The following is a 17,514-nucleotide window of genomic DNA, read 5'->3' as shown; positions in this document are numbered from 1 at the left end:
TGCTGCCGGGCCCGCCCCTCGTCGCGTACCCTGACGAGCCGGGCCATCCGCCCTCCCGCACGACATCCGGCCTCCCGTACGACACCTGGAGCGACGTGGAACAGCTGCAGATCACCTCGGCGACGCCGGACTCCGCGCTGCTCGACCTGCCGTGGCGCGCCCCCCTGGCCGACTGGCCCGCGGACGTGCTCGCCGCCCTCCCCCGCGGCATCTCGCGCCACGTCGTGCGGTTCGTCCGCCTCGACGGGCGCGTGCTCGCGATCAAGGAGATCAGCGAGGCGGTCGCGTTCCGCGAGTACGACCTGCTGCGCCAGCTGCGCAAGCTCGAGATCCCCGCCGTGCGCCCGGTGGGCGTCGTGACGGGCCGGCGGGACGACGACGGCGAGCCGCTCGAGGCCGCGCTCGTCACGGAGCACCTCGCGTTCTCGCTCCCCTACCGGGCCGTGTTCAGCCAGGCCCTGCGCCCCGACACCGCGGCCCGCCTCATCGACGCGCTGGCCGTCCTGCTGGTGCGGGTCCACCTCGTCGGCTTCTACTGGGGCGACGTGTCGCTGTCGAACACCCTGTTCCGGCGCGACGCGCACCAGTTCGCCGCCTACCTCGTCGACGCCGAGACCGGCGACCTGCACCGCGAGCTCACCCCCGGTCAGCGCTCCTACGACGTGGACCTCGCCCGCACCAACATCATCGGCGAGCTGTTCGACCTCGAGGCGGGCGAGCTGCTCGACGAGGAGGTCGACGCCATCGCGATCGGCGACGCCCTCGTGTCCCGGTACACGGAGCTGTGGGAGGCGCTCACGGGCGTCGAGTCGTTCAGGTCCGACGAGCGCTGGCGGGTCGCGGCGCGCATCGACCGGCTCAACGACCTGGGCTTCGACGTCGGCGAGCTGTCGATCACCACGGACATCGACGGCACCACCGTGCGCATCCAGCCCCAGGTGGTCGACGCCGGGCACCACTCGCGCCGCCTGTTCCGCCTCACCGGCCTCGACGTCCAGGACAACCAGGCCCGCCGGCTCCTCAACGACCTCGACTCGTACGTGGCGGCCACGGACCGCCAGGAGGACGACCCGCAGATGGTCGCGCACGACTGGTCGCAGAACATCTTCCAGCCGACCATCCGCGCCGTCCCCCGCGAGCTGCGCCGCAAGCTCGAGCCGGCCCAGCTGTTCCACGAGATCCTGGACCACCGCTGGTTCATCTCCGAGCAGGCGGGGCGCGACGTCCCGATGCCCGAGGCCACGGCGTCCTACGTGGAGCACGTGCTGCGCCACCGCCGGGACGAGAAGGCGATCCTCGGCCTGCCGCCGGGCGAGCCGGACCGCGAGGGCGACGTCGACATCGTCGACATGGGCGCCGGACCGGACGCCGCCCCCGAGGACGACCACTTCCACCTGTCGACCTGACCGCCCGCTCCCGGGCGGCGCGGTGGGCCCGGGTCAGCGGCGGGCCTGGGCCACCTCGTAGAGCGTGATGCCCGCGGCGACGCCCGCGTTCAGCGACTCGACGTCGGACGAGATGGGGATGGACGCGACGGCGTCGCAGGTCTCGCGCACCAGGCGCGAGAGCCCGTGCCCCTCGGAGCCGACGACCAGCACCAGCGGGTCGGTGGCGAACGCGAGGTCGCGCACGGTGGTGTCCCCGCCGGCGTCCAGACCGACGACGAACGCGCCGGACTTCTTCAGGTCGGTGAGGGTGCGCGCCAGGTTGGTCACCTTGGCCACGGGCACCCGGGCGGCCGCGCCCGCGGACACCTTCCACGCCGACGCGGTGACGCCGGCCGACCGGCGCGACGGCACGACGACGCCGTGCGCGCCGAAGGCCCCGGCGGACCGGAGCACGGCGCCCAGGTTGCGGGGGTCGGTGACGCCGTCGAGCGCGACGATCAGCGGCGGCTGGCCGGCCTCGGCGGCGGCGTCCAGCAGGTCCTCGACGTCCGCGTAGTCGTAGGGCGGCACCTGCGCGGCGACGCCCTGGTGCACGGAACCCTCGGTGAGGTGGTCCAGCTCGGTGCGGCTCACCTCGAGCAGCTGCACGGAGCGGGTCGACGCCAGCTCGAGGATCTCCCGCGTGCGGTCGTCGTGGTCGATGCGCGCGGCGAGGTGCACCGCGGTGACCGGCACGTCGGTGCGCAGCGCCTCGAGCACGGCGTTGCGGCCCGCGACCACCTCGGCGCCGCCGGTGGGGCGGCGCGTGCCGCGCACGACGCCCTTGCTGGCGCCCTTCTGCGCCTGCACGGCCTGCCGCTTCTCGGCCGCCACCTTGCGCTTGTGCGCCGGGTGGTACGTGCGGTCCTCGGCCTTCGGCGTCGGGCCCTTGCCCTCGAGCGCCTTGCGGCTGTGCCCGCCGGTGCCGACCTGCGCGCCCTTCTTGCTGCCGGCCTTGCGGACGGCCCCGGGACGTCGGGTGTTGCCTGCCATGGTGTCTCTTCTCAGGTGGTCGAGCGGGTCAGTCGGTCAGCGTCCAGCGGGCACCGTCGGCGGAGTCCTGCACGACGACGCCGGCGGCCGCGAGGCGGTCGCGGATGGCGTCGCTCGTGGCCCAGTCCTTCGCGGCGCGCGCGGCGACCCGCGCGTCGAGCTCGGCCGCGACGAGCGACTCCAGGGCGGAGCGCGCCGTGGAGTCGTCGGATCCCGAGGCCCACTGCGGGTCGTGCGGGTCGAGGCCCAGGACGTCGAGCATGCCGCGCAGGGCGACGAGTTCCTCACGCGCCGCGGCGTCGTCGCGCGACGCCAGCGCGCTGTTGCCGGCGCGCAGGTGCTCGTGCACGACGGCGAGCGCGGCGGGCACGTTGAGGTCGTCGTCCATCGCCTCGACGAACCCGACCGGCAGCTCGGCCTTCGCGACCTCGTCGGCGGGCACCCCGCCGACGCGCTCGGTGGCGCGGTCCACGAAGCCGGACAGCCGCTCCCAGGTGGTGCGGGCCTCGTCCAGGGTGTCGGGCGACCACTCGAGCATCGAGCGGTACTGCACCGCCGCGAGGGCGTACCGGATCACCGGCGCGGGCGCCTGCGCGAGCAGCTCGCTCACGAGCAGGCCGTTGCCCAGCGACTTGCTCATCTTGACGCCCTGCTGGGTGACCCACGCGCAGTGCATCCAGCGCTGCGCGAAGCCGTACCCGGCGGCGCGGGACTGCGCCTGCTCGTTCTCGTGGTGCGGGAACCGCAGGTCGAGGCCGCCGCCGTGGATGTCGAACGTGTCGCCGAGGTAGCGGCGGGCCATCGCGGAGCACTCGAGGTGCCAGCCCGGCCGGCCGCGGCCGAACGCCGTCTCCCAGGACGCCGTGCCCGGCTCGCCCGGCTTGGGCGCCTTCCACAGCGCGAAGTCGTGCGGGTCCCGCTTGGCGGACGCCGCGACGTCGTCGCCCGCGGGCTCGGGGTTGAGGTCCTCGAGCCGCTGCTTCGTCAGCTCGCCGTACGCGGGCCACGACCGCACGTCGAACCAGACGTCGCCCGGTCCGGTCGTGTACGCGTGCCCGCGGTCGACCAGGCGCTGCATGAGCTCGGCCATGTCGAGCACGTGACCCGTCGCCCGCGGCTCGTACGTCGGCGGGATGACGCCGAGCGCGTCGTAGGCGCGCGTGAACATCCGCTCGTGCGCGGCGGCGTGCGCCCACCAGGCGACGCCGGCCGCGGAGGCCTTGGCGAGGATCTTGTCGTCGATGTCGGTGACGTTGCGGATCAGCGTGACCCGCAGCCCCGAGCGCTCCAACCAACGCCGCAGCACGTCGAACGCGATGACGGGCCGGAGGTGGCCGATGTGGGGCGGGGCCTGCACGGTGGCGCCACACAGGTAGATACCGACCTCGCCCGGGTTCAGGGGGACGAAGGCGCGCACGTCGCGCGTCGCGGTGTCGTACAGGTGCAGGCTCACCGGTCCAGGGTACCGGCCGGTCCCTCAGCCGAAGGTGCGTCCCTCGCCGCGGTAGGTGGGGACCGACTCGACGATCTCGTCGCCGCGCACCAGGTGGACGACGTCGAACCGCTCCATGAGCTCGCCCGCCTTGGCGTGCCGCAGCCACACGCGGTCCCCGACGGCGAGGGGCGGCGCGTCGCGATGCCCGCGCAGCGGCGTCATGACCTCCCCCGCGCCCTCGGTGCCGGTGAGCGACCAGCCGGGCGTCGCGACCCGTGGCAGCCGCGAGCGCCCCGCCGGCCCGGAGGCCACGTACCCGCCCCCGAACGCCGTCGCCCAGCCCGGGGCGGGCACCCGCGCGACGTCGAGCCCGAAGAACGCGGCGGGCCGCGGGTCGAAGGAGCGGTACCCGTCGAACAGGCCGGGGACGAACAGCCCGGAGCCCGCGGTCACCTCCGTGACGGTGGGCCCGACCGACGACGTCTCGAGGGAGCCCGTGCCGCCCGAGTTCACCAGCTCCACGGCGCGCCCGACGGCGGTGCGCACGGCCTCGACGACGGCCGACCGGCGCCCGTACAGCTCGGCCACCGACAGCCTCTTGACCAGCCGGACGGCCGGGTTGGTGTCGGGCAGGCCCGCGACCTGCGCCTCGTAGAACATGAGCCCCCGCAGTCGCGCGCCGGGCAGCGCCTCGACGCGGCGGGCGAGCGCGGCGACGTCGTCCGGGGTGCGCAGCGGCGACCGCCGCGTGCCCAGGTGCAGGTGCAGCGGGCCGGCGTCGAGGCGCAGCGACGCGTCGACGTCCAGGCAGACCGCGACGTCGGGCAGGTCGCCCGTCCCCGCCGGCACCTCGACGGACGACAGGGCGGCGTCCAGGAGGGCGAGCTGGGCGACGTCGTCCGCCATCAGCGTGACCTCGCGCCGCGCGCGGACGTCGGCGGCGAGCCGCGCGAGCGCGTCCCGGTCCACGGTGGGGTAGCCGACGAGGACGTCGCGCACCCCCTCCTGCACGAGCCAGAGCGCCTCCGCCAGGGAGAACGCCATGACGCCCTGGAACCCGGCATCGAGCGCCCGGCCGACGAGCGAGCGCACCCGCACGGACTTGCTCGCCACCCGCACGGGGATGCCCCGGGCGCGGCGGCGCAGGTCGGCGGCGTTGGCGTCGAAGGCGTCCAGGTCGACCACGGCCACGGGAGCGGACAGGTGCGCGGTGGCGCGGGCCAGCCGCTCCGTCTGGGTCATGACCGCACGCTACACCGGGCGCGGGGCGTCGTCCGACGGCCGTGCGGGGTGATCCTGCGGGCGATCCGACGGGTCGCCGACGATCCACCCGGAGGGGGATCCGCCGGGGCCTCCGCCCGTGGCAGAGTGTGCCGCGTGACCTCGAGCACCGTCGCCCGCACACCGGCCCCCGCCACCCCCGACACCCCGCTGCGCACCTGGGGCGGCACGCACTCGTGGCAGCCCGCGCGCCGCGTCGCGCCGCGCGACGAGGGCGAGCTGGGCACCGTCGTCGCCGGGGCCGCCGCCGACGGGCTGCGGGTGCGCGCGATGGGCGCGGGCCACTCCTTCACGGCCGCGGCGGTGACGGACGGCGTGCACGTGGGCCTCGACCACCTCAGCGGCATCGAGGCGGTGACGCCGCAGGCCGACGGCACGTCGCTGGTCACCGTCCGGGCCGGCACCCGGCTGCACCATCTCAACCGCCTGCTCGCGGCGCTCGGCCTGGCGATGCGCAACCTCGGCGACATCGACCGCCAGTCCGTCGCGGGCGCGATCTCGACCGGCACGCACGGCACCGGCGCGCGGCTGGGCGGCCTCGCGACGCAGGTGCGCGGCGTCCGCGTGGTCGGGGCCGACGGCGTGGTCCGGTCCGCGTCGGACGCCGCGGCCCCGGGCTCGCCCGAGCGCGAGCTGTTCGAGGTGGCGCGGCTGGGCCTCGGCGTCGCGGGCGTGCTGTCCGCGGTCACGCTCGAGGTGGTGCCCGCGTTCTGGCTGCGGGCCCAGGAGGAGCCCTGGCCGCTGGACCGGGTGCTGGAAGGGCTCGACGAGTACGTCGACGGCAACGACCACGCGGAGTTCTACTGGTTCCCCGGCACCCGCCGGGCGCTGACCAAGCGCAACAACCGCGCGACGGCGGACGAGGTCGAGGGGTGGGCGGCCGGCCGGGCCGGCGCCCGCGGCGCCGTCCGCACGGCGGGCGCCCGCGCCCGCGCGCTGCTCGACGAGGAGGTGCTGTCCAACGGCGTCTTCGAGGTGGCGAACCGGCTCGCGTTCGCCGCACCCGGCATCGTCCCCCGGCTCAACGCGGTGAGCGCCCGGGCGCTGGGCGCGAAGACGTACCTGGCGCCCTCGGCCGACGTCTTCGTGACCCGCCGCCGCGTGCGGTTCGTGGAGATGGAGTACGCCCTGCCGCGCGCCGCGCTGCGCCCGGTGCTCGACGACCTGGACGCCTGGCTGCGCGCCTCCGGCGAGCCCGTCCCGTTCCCGGTGGAGGTGCGCTTCGCCGCCGCCGACGACGTCTGGCTCTCGACGGCGCACGGCCGCGAGACGGCCTACGTCGCGGTGCACCAGTACGCGCCGATGCCGTACCAGCGGTACTTCAGCGCGGCCGAGCAGATCTTCGCCGCCGCGGGCGGGCGGCCGCACTGGGGCAAGATGCACACCCGCACGGCGGAGTACCTGGCCGACCACTACCCCCTGGCCGACGTCGCCCGCGTGCGGGCCGCCGTCGACCCCGACGGCGTCTTCCGCAACGGCTACACCGACACGGTCCTCGGCACCGCCGACTAGCGGCCACGACTAGGCGGAGGGCCACCACCCCGGTGGGGCGGCCCGCTCCCCCGGGAGCCGCACCGTGGCGCGCAGGCCGCCGTCCCCCAGAGCGGCGAGCGCGAGGGTGCCCTGGTGCGCCTCGGCGATGCTCCGCACGATCGCCAGGCCGAGCCCGACGCCCGCGTGCTCCCCGTGCGTGCGCCCGCCGCCGCGCTGGAACGGCTCGACGAGCGTGGGGACGAGCCTCGGGTCGAGCGGCTCCCCCGAGTTCTCGACGGTGAGCACGACGTCGTCGCCCCGGACGGCGGTCTCCACCCGCACCGTGCCGCGCGCCGGGAGGTTGTGCACGATCGCGTTGTGCACGAGGTTCGTGGCGAGCTGCAGCAGGAGCGCGTGCGAACCCGCCGCGAGGGCGACGTCGCCCCCGACCCGCACGTCGACGCCCCGCCCGTCCGCGAGCGGCTGCAGCGTCTCGGCCGCCTCCTCCGCGACGAGGGACAGGTCGACGCGCTCCCGCACGAACGTCCCCCGGTCGGCGCGACTGAGCAGGAGCAGCGCCTCGGTGAGGTCGATGGCGCGCGCGTTGACGGCCTCGAGCCGTCGCAGGAGCTCCTCCGTGTCCCGTTCCGGGTCCTGGGCACCGACCTCGAGCAGCGTCCGCGTCACCGCGAGCGGGGTGCGCAGCTCGTGGGAGGCGTTCGCCGCGAACCGCTGCTGCTCGGCGACCTGCGCCTCCAACCGGGCCAGCATCGCGTCGAACGCGTCGGCGAGCTCGCGGAACTCGTCCTGCCGGCCCGCGAGCCGGACCCGGTGGGACAGCGAACCCTCCGCCGCCCGGCGGGTGGCGTCGGTGATGCGGTCCAGCGGGGCGAGCATCCGCCCGGCGAGGAACCACCCGCCGAGCAGGCCGAACACCAGGAGGAAGACCATCGCCCAGGCCGCCCGTGGGGCGAACGCGCGCTCCAGGTCGGAGCGGTTGGGGACGAACTGCCCGGGCCCGGGGCGGGACGGTGCGACGTCGACGATGATCGTGTCCGGCACGTACCGCAGCAGGAAGACCCACACGACGGCGAGGAGCAGCGCGCCGGCCACCACGAGGAACCCGGCGTAGCTGAGCGTGAGCTTCAGCCGGACGCTCGGGCCGGGGCTCCTAGCCACGGCGGGCCTCGCGCGCCTCGTGCGGGGCCCCGTCCTCGGGCCCGGTCGCGATGCGGTAGCCGACGCCGGGCACGGTGGCGATCACCCACGGCTCGCCGAGCCGCTTGCGCAGCGCCGACACCGTGATGCGCACCGCGTTGGTGAAGGGGTCGGCGTTCTCGTCCCACGCCCGCTCCAGCAGCTCCTCCGCGCTGACGACGCCGCCGTCGGCCGCGACCAGCACCTCCAGCACGGCGAACTGCTTGCGGGTGAGCGCGACGTAGCGCCCGTCGCGGTAGACCTCCCGGCGGAACGGGTCCACGCGCAGGCCCGCGAGCTCGCGCACCGGCGGCCGGCTGTGGGCCCGCCGCCGGTCGAGGGCGCGCAGCCGCAGCACGAGCTCCCGCATCGCGAACGGCTTGGTGAGGTAGTCGTCGGCCCCGAGCTCGAACCCGGTGGCCTTGTCGTCGAGACGGTCCGCGGCCGTGAGCATGAGGATCGGCAGCCCGCTCCCGGACGCGACGATGCTCGCGGCGACCTCGTCCCCCGACGGGCCGGGGATGTCACGGTCGAGCACGGCGACGTCGTAGGAGTTCACGCCCAGCAGCTCGAGGGCGGTGCCGCCGTCGCCGGCGACGTCCGCCGCGATGGCCTCCAGCCGCAGCCCGTCGCGGACGGCCTGGGCCAGGTACGGCTCGTCCTCGACGATCAGCACACGCATGCCTCGATGCTACGGAGCGGCACCTATCGTCCGCGTATCGAGCAGCGCATACGCCCGGGCAACACCGCCCCGGCTCGACTGGGGGCATGCTCCACCACCGACACGCCCTCGCGTCCCGCACCCCCGCCGCCCGGACGGCCCGCCGGACCCGCACCGCGCTCGCGCTCGCCGTCGTCGCCGCCGCGGCGGCCGGGCTCGCGGCCTGCCAGGCGTCGTCGCCCCCGCCCGCGACGACGTCGGTCGCGCCGGCGAAGGCTCCCGCCGACCGTCCGGACCGCGGGGCGCGGGACGGCGAGGCCGCCGGCCACGTCCCCGACGGCACCACCGTGTTCGACGACGCGCTCCCGGCCCTGGCGAACCTCGACCCCGCGCTGCTCGCCGCCCTGCAGGCGGCCGCGGCCGACGCCGAGCAGGACGGCGTCACGTTCTTCGTCAACAGCGCCTGGCGCTCGGCCGCCTACCAGGACCGGCTGCTGCGCGAGGCGGTCGCCCAGTACGGGTCCGCGGCCGAGGCGGCCCGCTGGGTGGCCTCGGCCGACACGTCGTCGCACGTCAGCGGCGACGCCGTCGACCTGCAGCAGTCGGGCGGCAGCCAGTGGGTGGCGGACCACGGCGCCGCCTACGGGCTGTGCCGGGTGTACGCGAACGAGCCGTGGCACGTCGAGCTGCGCCCGGACGCCGCCGCGCAGGGCTGCCCGGAGCCGTACGCCGACCCGTCGCAGGACCCGCGGCTGCAGCAGTGAGGCGGGGCCGGTGCCGACCGGCTCAGCCGGCGGCGACCACGAGCGCCGTGGCGATCGCCGCGACGCCCTCGCCCCGGCCGGTGAGCCCCAGGCCGTCGGTCGTGGTGGCGCTCAGGGAGACGGGCGCCCCGGCCGCGGCCGTGAGCGCCGCCTCGGCCTCGGCCCGGCGCGGGCCGACCTTGGGCCGGTTCCCGATCACCTGCACGGCGACGTTCCCGATCTCGAACCCCGCCGCCCGCACGCGCCGGGCCGCCTCGGCGAGCAGGGTGCTCCCCGCGGCCCCGGCCCACTCGGGCTCGCTGGTGCCGAAGTGGGTGCCGAGGTCGCCGATGCCCGCGGCGGAGAACAAGGCGTCGGCGGCGGCGTGCGCCGCCACGTCGGCGTCCGAGTGCCCGGCGAGCGGTCGCTCCCCCGGCCAGCGCAGGCCCCCCAGCCACAGCTCGCGGTCGGACCCCTCGGGGGCGTAGGCGTGCACGTCGACGCCGAGCCCGGTGCGCGGCAGCCCCGCGGGCGACGCGGTCACGACTCCTCCTCCAGCAGCAGCGCGGCCACCTGCAGGTCGCGCTCGGTGGTGATCTTCATGGCCGTCTCCTCGCCGGTGACGACGTAGGCGGTCTCGCCGAGCGCCTCGACCAGCCCCGCGTCGTCCGTCGCCGCCAGCCCCTCCGCCGTGGCCCGGGCCGCGCCCTGCGCGTGCGCGCGCGCCAGGAGCGCGCGGTCGAAGCCCTGCGGCGTCTGCACCGCGCGCAGCACCGCGCGGTCCGGGGTCTCGACGACCCGCTCGACGTCCGGCCCGCCCGCGGTCGACGCCGGGACGACGCGCTTCACCGTGTCGGTCACCGGCAGCCCCGGCACGACCGCGCCGTGGCCGGCACGCACCGCGTCGACGACCCGGCGCACCAGACGCGGCGGGGCGAGCGGGCGCGCGGCGTCGTGCACGAGGACCACGTCGTCGTCCGGGCCGGCGAGGGCGAGGCCCGCGGCGACGGACGCCTGCCGGGTGCCGCCGCCCTCGACCACGCGGACCGGCACGTCCACGTGCGGGTCCTGCGCGACGACGTCGCGCACCGCGGAGTCGAGGCCCGCGGGGCACGTGACGACCAGGGAGTCGACGACGCCCGAGGCGGCGAGGCGGCGGGCGGCGTGCACCACGAGGGGAAAGCCCGCCAGGTCGACCAGGGCCTTCGGCAGGTCCCGGCCGAGGCGGGTGCCGGACCCCGCGGCGGTGAGGATCGCGAGCGTCGTCACGGCGTCACGGTACCGGAACGACGACGGCGACCGGCGGCCGGAGCCGCAGGTCGCCGTCGTGCAGCGCTGGTGACGGGAGGCCTCAGGACGCGAGGACCTCGTCGATGATGGCGCCGGCCTTCTCCTCGTCGACGCCCTCCGCGAGCGCGACCTCGGACTCGAGGATCTGGCGAGCCTTCGCGAGCATGCGCTTCTCGCCCGCCGAGAGGCCACGGTCCGCGTCGCGGCGCGACAGGTCGCGCACGACCTCGCCGACCTTGATCACGTCGCCGGACGCGAGCTTCTCGAGGTTCGCCTTGTACCGGCGCGACCAGTTGGTCGGCTCCTCCGTGTAGGGCGCGCGCAGCACCTCGAAGACGCGGTCCAGCCCCTGCTGGTCGACCACGTCGCGCACGCCCACGAGGTCGACGTTCTCCGCCGGGACCTCGATCGTCAGGTCGCCCTGGGCAACCTTGAGCTTGAGGTACATCTTCTCCTCGCCACGGATCTTGCGCGTCTTGATCTCCTCGATCAGCGCGGCGCCGTGATGCGGGTAGACAACCGTCTCGCCTACTGTGAACGTCATCTGCAGATGTCCCCTTTCCCAGTCGACGAGTTTATCACGGGGAGGCTGACACTCCCCCGCCCCACGGCCTCTCCACAGCCCTGTGACGAACCCGTTTGCGCAGGTCAGAGGCCTGGAAGCGCAATCATGGACGCAGCGCGCGTCCGGCATCGTTAAGATGTCGGCGGGCCCCTGCAGGCCCGCCCCTCCCCGCCTGACGTGGGGGAACCCTGATGCCCCGCGCCCGCGCGGCCACCCGCGCCCGCGAGCCGACGCCTTCGAAGGAGAGCTCGTGTCCCGCTCCGCCCGCCCCGCACGCCTCGTCGCCGCCGCCAGCGTCATGGCGGGCGCCCTGCTGCTGGCCGCCTGCTCCCCCACGATCACCACCAAGCCGTACGCCCCGTCCGACGGCGTCCGCGTGAACCTCACCGACCAGGTGCGCGGCATCAACCTCATGGTCGTCTCCGAGGGCGAGGGTGAGCCCGGCGCCGTGCTCGGCGCGCTGGCGAACGGCTCGGCCGAGGACGTCGACTTCGTGCTCGCCGCCGAGGGCGCCGAGCCGATCTCGCTCACGGTGCCGGCCGGGCAGACCATCTACCTGAGCGCCGACCAGGTGAGCGACCAGGCCGTCGACGCCCAGCTCGGCACCGTGGCCACCCACCCGGGCGGCGACCTCGACGCGACGCTGTCCGGCGCCGGCACGGACGAGGACTTCTTCCTGCCGGTCATGGACGGCACGCTCCCCGAGTACGCGGCCTGGGTGCCGAACACCTCGGGCGTCTGACCCACCGCACAGGGCGGGCCGCGGCACGTGCTGCGGCCCGCCCTGCGTCGTCCCCGCCCACGGGCGAGGTCAGCGCGGGCCCGCCCCGTGCAGGAACTGGTCGACGGCGGCCTCGACGAGGCCGTCGCACCGCCGCGGGTCGACGACACCCCCGTTGACGAGCGCCGCGATCCCCTGGAGCGTCGCGAGCAGGACCGTCGACGTCAGGTCGAGGTCGCCCCCGGCGAGCAGCCCCTCGTCGCACCCCTGGGCGACGAGCGCGTGCAACCGCCCGAACGGTTCCGCCGCCGCGGCGAGGATCCGGTCGGCACCGGGGCCGTGCTTCCCCGCGTACATCACCTCGAGCAGCGAGGTGCTCTCGGTCGCGAACCGGGTGTAGGCCACGGCCGCGGCGCGCAGGCGCGGCTCGAACTCGTCGCCGGCGCCGTCCAGCGCCTCGCGCAGCACCCGGTCCAGGCGATCGAACCCGGACTCCGCGAGCGCGTCGAGGAGCGCCTGCCGGTCGGCGAAGTGCCGCCGGGGCGCCCCGTGGCTGACCCCGACCTCGCGCGCGAGGTCGCGCAGCGAGAGCCGGTCCGCCCCGTCCGCGCGCAGGCGGCGCTCCGCGGCGTCGAGCAGGGCGGCGCGGAGGCTGCCGTGGTGGTAGGGGCGTTCGGCGACGGGCTCGGGCACGCCCTGAGCCTAGCCGCGCCATGTTGCCGTTGACCACATGAGTAGCCACTGACTACTTTGTAGTCCATGCCTACTTTCACGCTCGCCCAGGTCCCCGCCCAGCCCGGCCGGACTGTCGTCGTCACGGGAGCCACCAGCGGCATCGGGCGCGTCACCGCGGAGGTGCTCGCCGCGCGCGGGGCGCGCGTGGTGCTCGCCGTCCGCGACGTCGACAGGGGCCGCGCCGCGGCCCGCGCGATGTCCGGCGAGGTCGTCGTCCGGCCGCTCGACCTCGCCGACCTCGCCTCCGTCCGGGCGTTCGCCGCGGACCTCGCCGAGCCCGTCGACGTGCTCGTCAACAACGCCGGGGTGATGGTGCCGCCGCTCTCGCGCACCGCCGACGGGTTCGAGCTGCAGCTCGGCACCAACCACCTGGGGCACTTCGCGCTCACGAACCTGCTGCTGCCCCGGGTGCGCGGGCGCGTCGTCACCGTCTCCTCGAACGCGCACCGGTTCGGCGCCATCGACTTCGACGACCTGAACTGGGATCGCCGCCGGTACCGCCCGATGGCGGCCTACGGGCAGTCGAAGCTCGCCAACCTGCTCTTCACGGCGGAGCTCCAACGACGCCTCACGGCGGCCGGGACCTCCGTGGTCGCCGTCGCCGCCCATCCCGGGATGGCCGCCACGCGGCTGCTGAGCGAGCGCCGCGGCGTCCGGCACCTGCTGCACCGCGTGTCGGTCCCCGTCGCGCAGAGCGCCGAGGACGGCGCCCTGCCCACCCTCTACGCGGCGGTCGCCGACGTGCCGGGCGACAGCTACGCGGGGCCGAGCGGCTTCCTCGAGGGGCGCGGTGCCCCGGCGCTCGTCGGCCGGTCGGCGCGAGCCAGGGACACCGCCGTCGCACACCGGCTGTGGGAGGTCTCGGAAGAGCTCACCGGCACGACGTTCCCCGCCGAGGTCGCCGCCCGGTGAGCGGGACGGTCACCCGAAGCGACCGGAGACGTAGTCCTCGGTGGCCTGCTCGGACGGGGTGGAGAAGATCGTCGACGTCTCGTTCATCTCGATGAGGCGGCCGGGCTTGCCCGTGCCGGCGATGTTGAAGAACGCCGTCCGGTCGCTGACCCGCGCCGCCTGCTGCATGTTGTGCGTCACGATGACGATCGTGTAGTCCTGCTTCAGCTCGCCGATGAGGTCCTCGATCGCGAGGGTCGAGATCGGGTCGAGCGCGGAGCACGGCTCGTCCATGAGCAGCACCTGCGGCTTCACCGCGATGGCGCGCGCGATGCACAGACGCTGCTGCTGCCCGCCGGACAGGCCGGAGCCCGGCCGGTCGAGGCGGTCCTTGACCTCGTTCCACAGGTTCGCGCCACGCAGCGAGCCCTCGACGAGCTCCTCCGCGGCCGCCTTGCCGATGCGGCGGTTGTTCAGCCGCACGCCCGCGAGCACGTTGTCGCGGATGGACATGGTCGGGAACGGGTTGGGGCGCTGGAAGACCATCCCCACGTTGCGACGCACGGCCACCGGGTCGATGTCGTCGCCGTACAGGTCGACGCCCTCCATCTCCACGGTGCCCTCCACGCGGGCGCCCGGGATCACCTCGTGCATCCGGTTGAGCGTGCGCAGGAACGTCGACTTGCCGCACCCGGAGGGGCCGATGAACGCCGTCACCGACTTCGGGTCGATCGTCATCGACACGTCCTGCACGGCGAGGAAGTCGCCGTAGTAGATGTTGAGGTCCTTCACGTCGATGCGCTGTGCCATCGTCTGTCTCTTTCTCTGGGCTGCGCGGTGGGCTGCGGCGGGCGGGGGCTGCGGGTCAGCGCAGCTTCGGGGAGAACCAGCGGTTCACCAGCCGGCCGATGAGGTTGAGGGCGAGCACCAGGACGATCAGCACGAGCGCCGCGCCCCACGCGTTCTGGATCGCGATGTCGGCCACGCAGGTCGCCGACTCCCCGCCCGGGCAGGTGGCCAGCCCCTGGCTGTACTGGCGGTAGGCGAACACCGGGAGCGTCATCATCCGGCCCTCGAAGGGGTCGAAGTTGATCGAGTCGGTGACGCCCACCGTGACGAGGAGCGGCGCCGTCTCGCCGATCACGCGGGCGACGGCGAGCAGGATGCCGGTGGTGAGGCCGGCCACCGAGGTGCGCAGCACGACCTTGACGATCGTCAGCCACTTGGGCACGCCCAGCGCGTACGACGCCTCGCGCAGCTCGTGCGGCACGAGCTTGAGCATCTCCTCGCAGGAGCGGACGACCACCGGGATCATCAGCACCGACAGCGCGACGGCGCCGATGATGCCCATCCGCACCCCCGGCCCGAGGATCAGGGTGAACAGCGAGACGGCGAAGAGGCCGGCCACGATCGACGGGATGCCCGTCATGACGTCGATGAAGAACGTCACCGCGCGGGCCAGCGCGCCCTTGCCGTACTCGACGAGGTAGATGGCGGTGAGCAGGCCGATCGGCACCGAGATCACCGTGGCGAGGGCCGTGATGATCAGCGTGCCGGCGATGGCGTGGTAGATGCCGCCGCTCGGGTCGCCGCCGAAGATGTTGCGCATCGACAGCGTCAGGAAGTCCATGCTGATGCGGCCGGCGCCGTTGCTCAGCACCGTCCAGATCAGCGACACGAGGGGTGCCATGGCCACGACGAACGCGCCCCAGATCAGCACCGTCATCGTGCGGTCCTTGCGGCGCCGGGCGCCGTCGGCGCCGGTCAGCGCGGCCCGCGTGCGCGCGGTGGCGTCGGCGGGGCCCGTGGGGCCGGCAGGGTCGATGGTGGCGGTGCTCATCCGTTGGCCCCCGAGAATTCCTTGCGGCGCGCCACGATCGCGCGCGCGGCCATGTTGACGGCCAGCGTGATGACGAACAGCACGAGGCCGGTGGCGATCAGCGTGTTCACCGCGAGCCCGCTCGCCTCCGGGAAGTCGAGCGCGATGTACGCGGCGATGGTCTGCTGCTGGGCGCTGTCGAGGATCTTGAACGAGTACAGGAACCCGGGCGACAGGATCATCAGGACCGCCATCGTCTCCCCGAGCGCGCGGCCCAGGCCGAGCATCGCGGCCGAGATCACGCCCGACCGGCCGAAGGGCAGCACCGCGGTGCGGACCATCTCCCAGCGGGTCGCGCCGAGCGCGAGCGCCGCCTCCTCGTGGAGCTTCGGCGTCTGCAGGAAGACCTCGCGGGCGACGGCGGTGATGATCGGCAGGATCATCACCGCGAGCACGACGGACACCGTCGCGAGCACCCGCGAGGTGGGCGAGACCGGGCCGGCGAAGAGCGGGAACCAGCCGAACCACGAGTTCAGCCACTCCCACACCGGCAGCGCGGCCGGGCCGAGCACGAAGATGCCCCAGAGGCCGTAGATCACCGAGGGGACGGCCGCCAGGAGGTCGACGAGGTAGCCGAGCAGCTGGGCCAGCCGCCGCGGCGCGTAGTGCGAGATGAACAGCGCGATCCCCATCGCGACCGGCGTCGCGATCGCGAGGGCGAGCGCCGCCGCGAGCAGCGTGCCGAACACGAGCGGTCCGACGTACTCGAGCAGCGACGTGTCCTCGGGGTAGCGCGGCACCGAGGCCGCCAGCTCGTCCGACCCGGCGGTCAGGGCCGGCCAGGCCTGCTGCAGCAGGAACACCGCGACGGCGGCCAGCACGGCCAGGATCAGGACGCCGGCGCCGACGGCGATCCAGCGGAAGACCCGGTTGAAGCCGCGGTCGGTGGTCCGCCCGCGTCGGCGCGGTCTGCCCGGCACCCGCTGCGGGGGCGGGCTGACGGTGGTGGTCACTCGTTCTCCTCGTTGCCTGTGCGGTGGTGACGGCCGCCGGCCGGGCTCGTCGAGGGACTGCTCGACGACCCGACCGGCGGCCTGCGGGCGGGGTCAGCCGGCCGTGATCGCCTCGATCGACGGCTGCACCGCGTCGCGGATGTCGGCCGACAGCGGCGCGGAGCCCGCGGCGTCGGCGGCCACCTGCTGGCCGTCCTCGCTCACGAGGTAGGACATGTAGCCCTTGACCAGGTCCGCCTGCGCCTGGTCGGCGTAGGTGCCGCAGGCCAGGAGGTAGGAGACCAGGACGACCGGGTAGGTGCCGGCGACGTCGCGCTTCAGCTCGATCGAGTACACGCCGTCCGCGGTGCCCTCGGCCCGCGGCGACTGCGCGACGACCTCGGCGGCCGCCTCGGCGCTGTACGGCACGAACTCGTCGCCCACGCCGACCGCCACGGTGCCCAGGTCGGAGATCTGGGAGGCGTCGGCGTAGGTGATGGTGCCCTCGCCGGACTGCGCGGCCGAGACCACGCCGGAGGTGCCCTGGGCCGACTCCTGGCCCTCGATCGGCCAGACGCCCTCGGGCTCGTGGTCCCAGGCGTCGGGGGCGGCCTCGTGCAGGTAGGCCTGGAAGTTCTCGGTGGTGCCCGAGTCGTCCGAGCGGTGCACCACGGTGATCGCGGTGTCCGGCAGCTCGGCGTCCGGGTTGTCGGCGGCGATCGCGTCGTCGTTCCAGGTCGCGATCTCACCCGAGAAGATCCCCGCGATGACCTCGGGCTTGAGGTTCAGCGAGTCGACGCCGTCGAGGTTGAACGCGATGGCGATCGGGCTGACGTAGCCGGGGAACTCGATGACGCCGCCCTCGCCGCACTGGGCCTCGGCCGCCTTCATCTCGTCCTCGTCCAGAGCGGCGTCGGAGCCCGCGAAGGCGTACGAGCCGTCGGTGAAGCCGGTGCGGCCGCCGCCGGAGCCGACGGGGTCGTAGTTGACGGTGACGTCAGGGTTGGCCGTCTGGAAGCCGGCGCGCCACGCCTCCTGGGCGGACTCCTGCGAGGAGGCACCGCCGCCGCTGAGCTCGCCCGAGAGGGACGAGCCGCCGTCCTGCGAACCACCGGTGGACTCCGCGCCGGGGGCGGCCGGGTCCGAGCCGCACGCGGCGAGGGTCAGGGCCAGCGCGCCGACCGCCACGGCGGATCCAGCACGGGAGAATCGGCTGAGCTTCACGTCTCGTTCCATCCTGTTCACACGGAGGGACACCGGCGAAGTACCGGCGTTCGTCGGGAACGCTAGG

At 74.7% G+C, this 17,514-nt stretch carries 18 protein-coding genes; 5 read left to right on the top strand and 13 right to left on the bottom strand.

What is annotated here, in order from left to right:
- Positions 1-95 precede the first annotated feature (95 nt).
- On the top strand, positions 96-1,406 hold the full coding sequence (locus ACFQ8E_RS00580; RefSeq protein WP_430548620.1) for a DUF4032 domain-containing protein: 1,311 nt from the start codon (positions 96-98) through the stop codon (positions 1,404-1,406).
- Positions 1,407-1,439: 33 nt separating this feature from the next.
- Here ACFQ8E_RS00580 and rlmB read toward each other — a convergent pair whose 3' ends face one another.
- Genes rlmB through ACFQ8E_RS00565 form a run of 3 tightly spaced genes read right to left on the bottom strand, consistent with a single transcriptional unit; the run spans position 1,440 to position 5,097 of the window.
- Positions 1,440-2,420 (bottom strand): 23S rRNA (guanosine(2251)-2'-O)-methyltransferase RlmB, encoded by a 981-nt coding sequence (gene rlmB, locus ACFQ8E_RS00575; RefSeq protein ID WP_430548619.1) that lies wholly within the window; start codon positions 2,418-2,420, stop codon positions 1,440-1,442.
- A 28-nt stretch (positions 2,421-2,448) separates the two neighbouring features.
- The gene (cysS, locus tag ACFQ8E_RS00570) at positions 2,449-3,873 is read right to left on the bottom strand and encodes a cysteine--tRNA ligase (protein ID WP_430548618.1); all 1,425 of its coding nucleotides are present in this window, start codon (positions 3,871-3,873) and stop codon (positions 2,449-2,451) included.
- A gap of 24 nt (positions 3,874-3,897) precedes the next feature.
- Complete coding sequence (locus ACFQ8E_RS00565) at positions 3,898-5,097, bottom strand: alanine racemase (protein WP_430548617.1); 1,200 nt, start codon at positions 5,095-5,097, stop codon at positions 3,898-3,900.
- Between the two features lie 135 nt (positions 5,098-5,232).
- Here ACFQ8E_RS00565 and ACFQ8E_RS00560 point away from each other — a divergent pair, with 135 nt between their 5' ends.
- Positions 5,233-6,648 (top strand): D-arabinono-1,4-lactone oxidase, encoded by a 1,416-nt coding sequence (locus ACFQ8E_RS00560; RefSeq protein ID WP_430548616.1) that lies wholly within the window; start codon positions 5,233-5,235, stop codon positions 6,646-6,648.
- 9 nt (positions 6,649-6,657) lie between these two features.
- On the opposite strand, the gene ACFQ8E_RS00555 is transcribed toward ACFQ8E_RS00560, so the two are convergent.
- Both ACFQ8E_RS00555 and ACFQ8E_RS00550 read right to left on the bottom strand, forming a co-directional pair.
- Positions 6,658-7,788, bottom strand: a complete 1,131-nt coding sequence (locus ACFQ8E_RS00555) for a sensor histidine kinase (RefSeq protein WP_430548615.1) — start codon at positions 7,786-7,788, stop codon at positions 6,658-6,660.
- Positions 7,781-8,488: a response regulator transcription factor gene (locus ACFQ8E_RS00550; protein ID WP_430548614.1), complete on the bottom strand. Its 708-nt coding sequence runs from the start codon at positions 8,486-8,488 to the stop codon at positions 7,781-7,783. The genes ACFQ8E_RS00555 and ACFQ8E_RS00550 overlap by 8 nt, the downstream gene beginning before the upstream one ends.
- An 86-nt stretch (positions 8,489-8,574) precedes the next feature.
- Here ACFQ8E_RS00550 and ACFQ8E_RS00545 point away from each other — a divergent pair, with 86 nt between their 5' ends.
- Positions 8,575-9,231: a D-alanyl-D-alanine carboxypeptidase family protein gene (locus ACFQ8E_RS00545; protein ID WP_430548613.1), complete on the top strand. Its 657-nt coding sequence runs from the start codon at positions 8,575-8,577 to the stop codon at positions 9,229-9,231.
- Positions 9,232-9,253: 22 nt separating this feature from the next.
- Here ACFQ8E_RS00545 and ispF read toward each other — a convergent pair whose 3' ends face one another.
- The 3 genes from ispF to ACFQ8E_RS00530 all read right to left on the bottom strand — a co-directional run bounded on the left by ispF (position 9,254) and on the right by ACFQ8E_RS00530 (position 11,044).
- Entirely contained in the window at positions 9,254-9,754 is a 501-nt protein-coding gene (gene ispF / locus ACFQ8E_RS00540) for a 2-C-methyl-D-erythritol 2,4-cyclodiphosphate synthase (RefSeq protein WP_430548612.1), read from the bottom strand.
- A complete protein-coding gene (gene ispD, locus ACFQ8E_RS00535) occupies positions 9,751-10,479 on the bottom strand; it encodes a 2-C-methyl-D-erythritol 4-phosphate cytidylyltransferase (protein ID WP_430548611.1) in 729 nt (242 codons plus the stop codon). Before ispD ends, ispF begins: the two co-directional genes overlap by 4 nt.
- 82 nt (positions 10,480-10,561) lie before the next feature.
- On the bottom strand, positions 10,562-11,044 hold the full coding sequence (locus tag ACFQ8E_RS00530) for a CarD family transcriptional regulator (protein ID WP_079570762.1): 483 nt from the start codon (positions 11,042-11,044) through the stop codon (positions 10,562-10,564).
- Between the two features lie 271 nt (positions 11,045-11,315).
- Here ACFQ8E_RS00530 and ACFQ8E_RS00525 point away from each other — a divergent pair, with 271 nt between their 5' ends.
- Positions 11,316-11,807 (top strand): hypothetical protein, encoded by a 492-nt coding sequence (locus ACFQ8E_RS00525; RefSeq protein ID WP_430548610.1) that lies wholly within the window; start codon positions 11,316-11,318, stop codon positions 11,805-11,807.
- Positions 11,808-11,876: 69 nt separating this feature from the next.
- Here the strand turns inward: ACFQ8E_RS00525 and ACFQ8E_RS00520 are convergent, their stop codons facing one another.
- Positions 11,877-12,479: a TetR/AcrR family transcriptional regulator gene (locus tag ACFQ8E_RS00520; protein ID WP_430548609.1), complete on the bottom strand. Its 603-nt coding sequence runs from the start codon at positions 12,477-12,479 to the stop codon at positions 11,877-11,879.
- Positions 12,480-12,545: 66 nt separating this feature from the next.
- Between ACFQ8E_RS00520 and ACFQ8E_RS00515 the strand changes: the two genes are divergently transcribed.
- A complete protein-coding gene (locus ACFQ8E_RS00515; protein WP_430548608.1) occupies positions 12,546-13,433 on the top strand; it encodes an oxidoreductase in 888 nt (295 codons plus the stop codon).
- 9 nt (positions 13,434-13,442) lie between these two features.
- On the opposite strand, the gene pstB is transcribed toward ACFQ8E_RS00515, so the two are convergent.
- The 4 genes from pstB to ACFQ8E_RS00495 form a co-directional block, all read right to left on the bottom strand.
- On the bottom strand, positions 13,443-14,222 hold the full coding sequence (pstB, locus tag ACFQ8E_RS00510) for a phosphate ABC transporter ATP-binding protein PstB (protein ID WP_430548607.1): 780 nt from the start codon (positions 14,220-14,222) through the stop codon (positions 13,443-13,445).
- 55 nt (positions 14,223-14,277) lie between these two features.
- Positions 14,278-15,252 carry a phosphate ABC transporter permease PstA gene (gene pstA, locus ACFQ8E_RS00505; protein WP_430548606.1) on the bottom strand — a complete coding sequence of 325 codons (975 nt, stop codon included), beginning with the start codon at positions 15,250-15,252 and terminating at the stop codon, positions 14,278-14,280.
- On the bottom strand, positions 15,249-16,244 hold the full coding sequence (gene pstC / locus ACFQ8E_RS00500; RefSeq protein ID WP_430548605.1) for a phosphate ABC transporter permease subunit PstC: 996 nt from the start codon (positions 16,242-16,244) through the stop codon (positions 15,249-15,251). Before pstC ends, pstA begins: the two co-directional genes overlap by 4 nt.
- A 93-nt stretch (positions 16,245-16,337) precedes the next feature.
- Positions 16,338-17,447 carry a phosphate ABC transporter substrate-binding protein PstS gene (locus ACFQ8E_RS00495; RefSeq protein ID WP_430548604.1) on the bottom strand — a complete coding sequence of 370 codons (1,110 nt, stop codon included), beginning with the start codon at positions 17,445-17,447 and terminating at the stop codon, positions 16,338-16,340.
- Between the last annotated feature and the right edge of the window lie 67 nt (positions 17,448-17,514).

It is taken from the genome of Isoptericola sp. NPDC056573 (genome assembly GCF_042793335.1).
Classification (GTDB): domain Bacteria; phylum Actinomycetota; class Actinomycetes; order Actinomycetales; family Cellulomonadaceae; genus Isoptericola.
This window is presented reverse-complemented; position numbering and strand designations above follow the sequence as displayed.

What these genes read in the sequence shown, in the direction of transcription:
- rlmB (WP_430548619.1), bottom strand. Translation starts at nt 2,420, where the DNA reads ATGGCAGGCAACACCCGACGTCCCGGGGCCGTCCGCAAGGCCGGCAGC.
- ACFQ8E_RS00565 (WP_430548617.1), bottom strand. Translation starts at nt 5,097, where the DNA reads ATGACCCAGACGGAGCGGCTGGCCCGCGCCACCGCGCACCTGTCCGCT.
- ACFQ8E_RS00550 (WP_430548614.1), bottom strand. Translation starts at nt 8,488, where the DNA reads ATGCGTGTGCTGATCGTCGAGGACGAGCCGTACCTGGCCCAGGCCGTC.
- ACFQ8E_RS00545 (WP_430548613.1), top strand. Translation starts at nt 8,575, where the DNA reads ATGCTCCACCACCGACACGCCCTCGCGTCCCGCACCCCCGCCGCCCGG.
- ACFQ8E_RS00530 (WP_079570762.1), bottom strand. Translation starts at nt 11,044, where the DNA reads ATGACGTTCACAGTAGGCGAGACGGTTGTCTACCCGCATCACGGCGCC.
- ACFQ8E_RS00515 (WP_430548608.1), top strand. Translation starts at nt 12,546, where the DNA reads ATGCCTACTTTCACGCTCGCCCAGGTCCCCGCCCAGCCCGGCCGGACT.
- pstB (WP_430548607.1), bottom strand. Translation starts at nt 14,222, where the DNA reads ATGGCACAGCGCATCGACGTGAAGGACCTCAACATCTACTACGGCGAC.
- pstA (WP_430548606.1), bottom strand. Translation starts at nt 15,252, where the DNA reads ATGAGCACCGCCACCATCGACCCTGCCGGCCCCACGGGCCCCGCCGAC.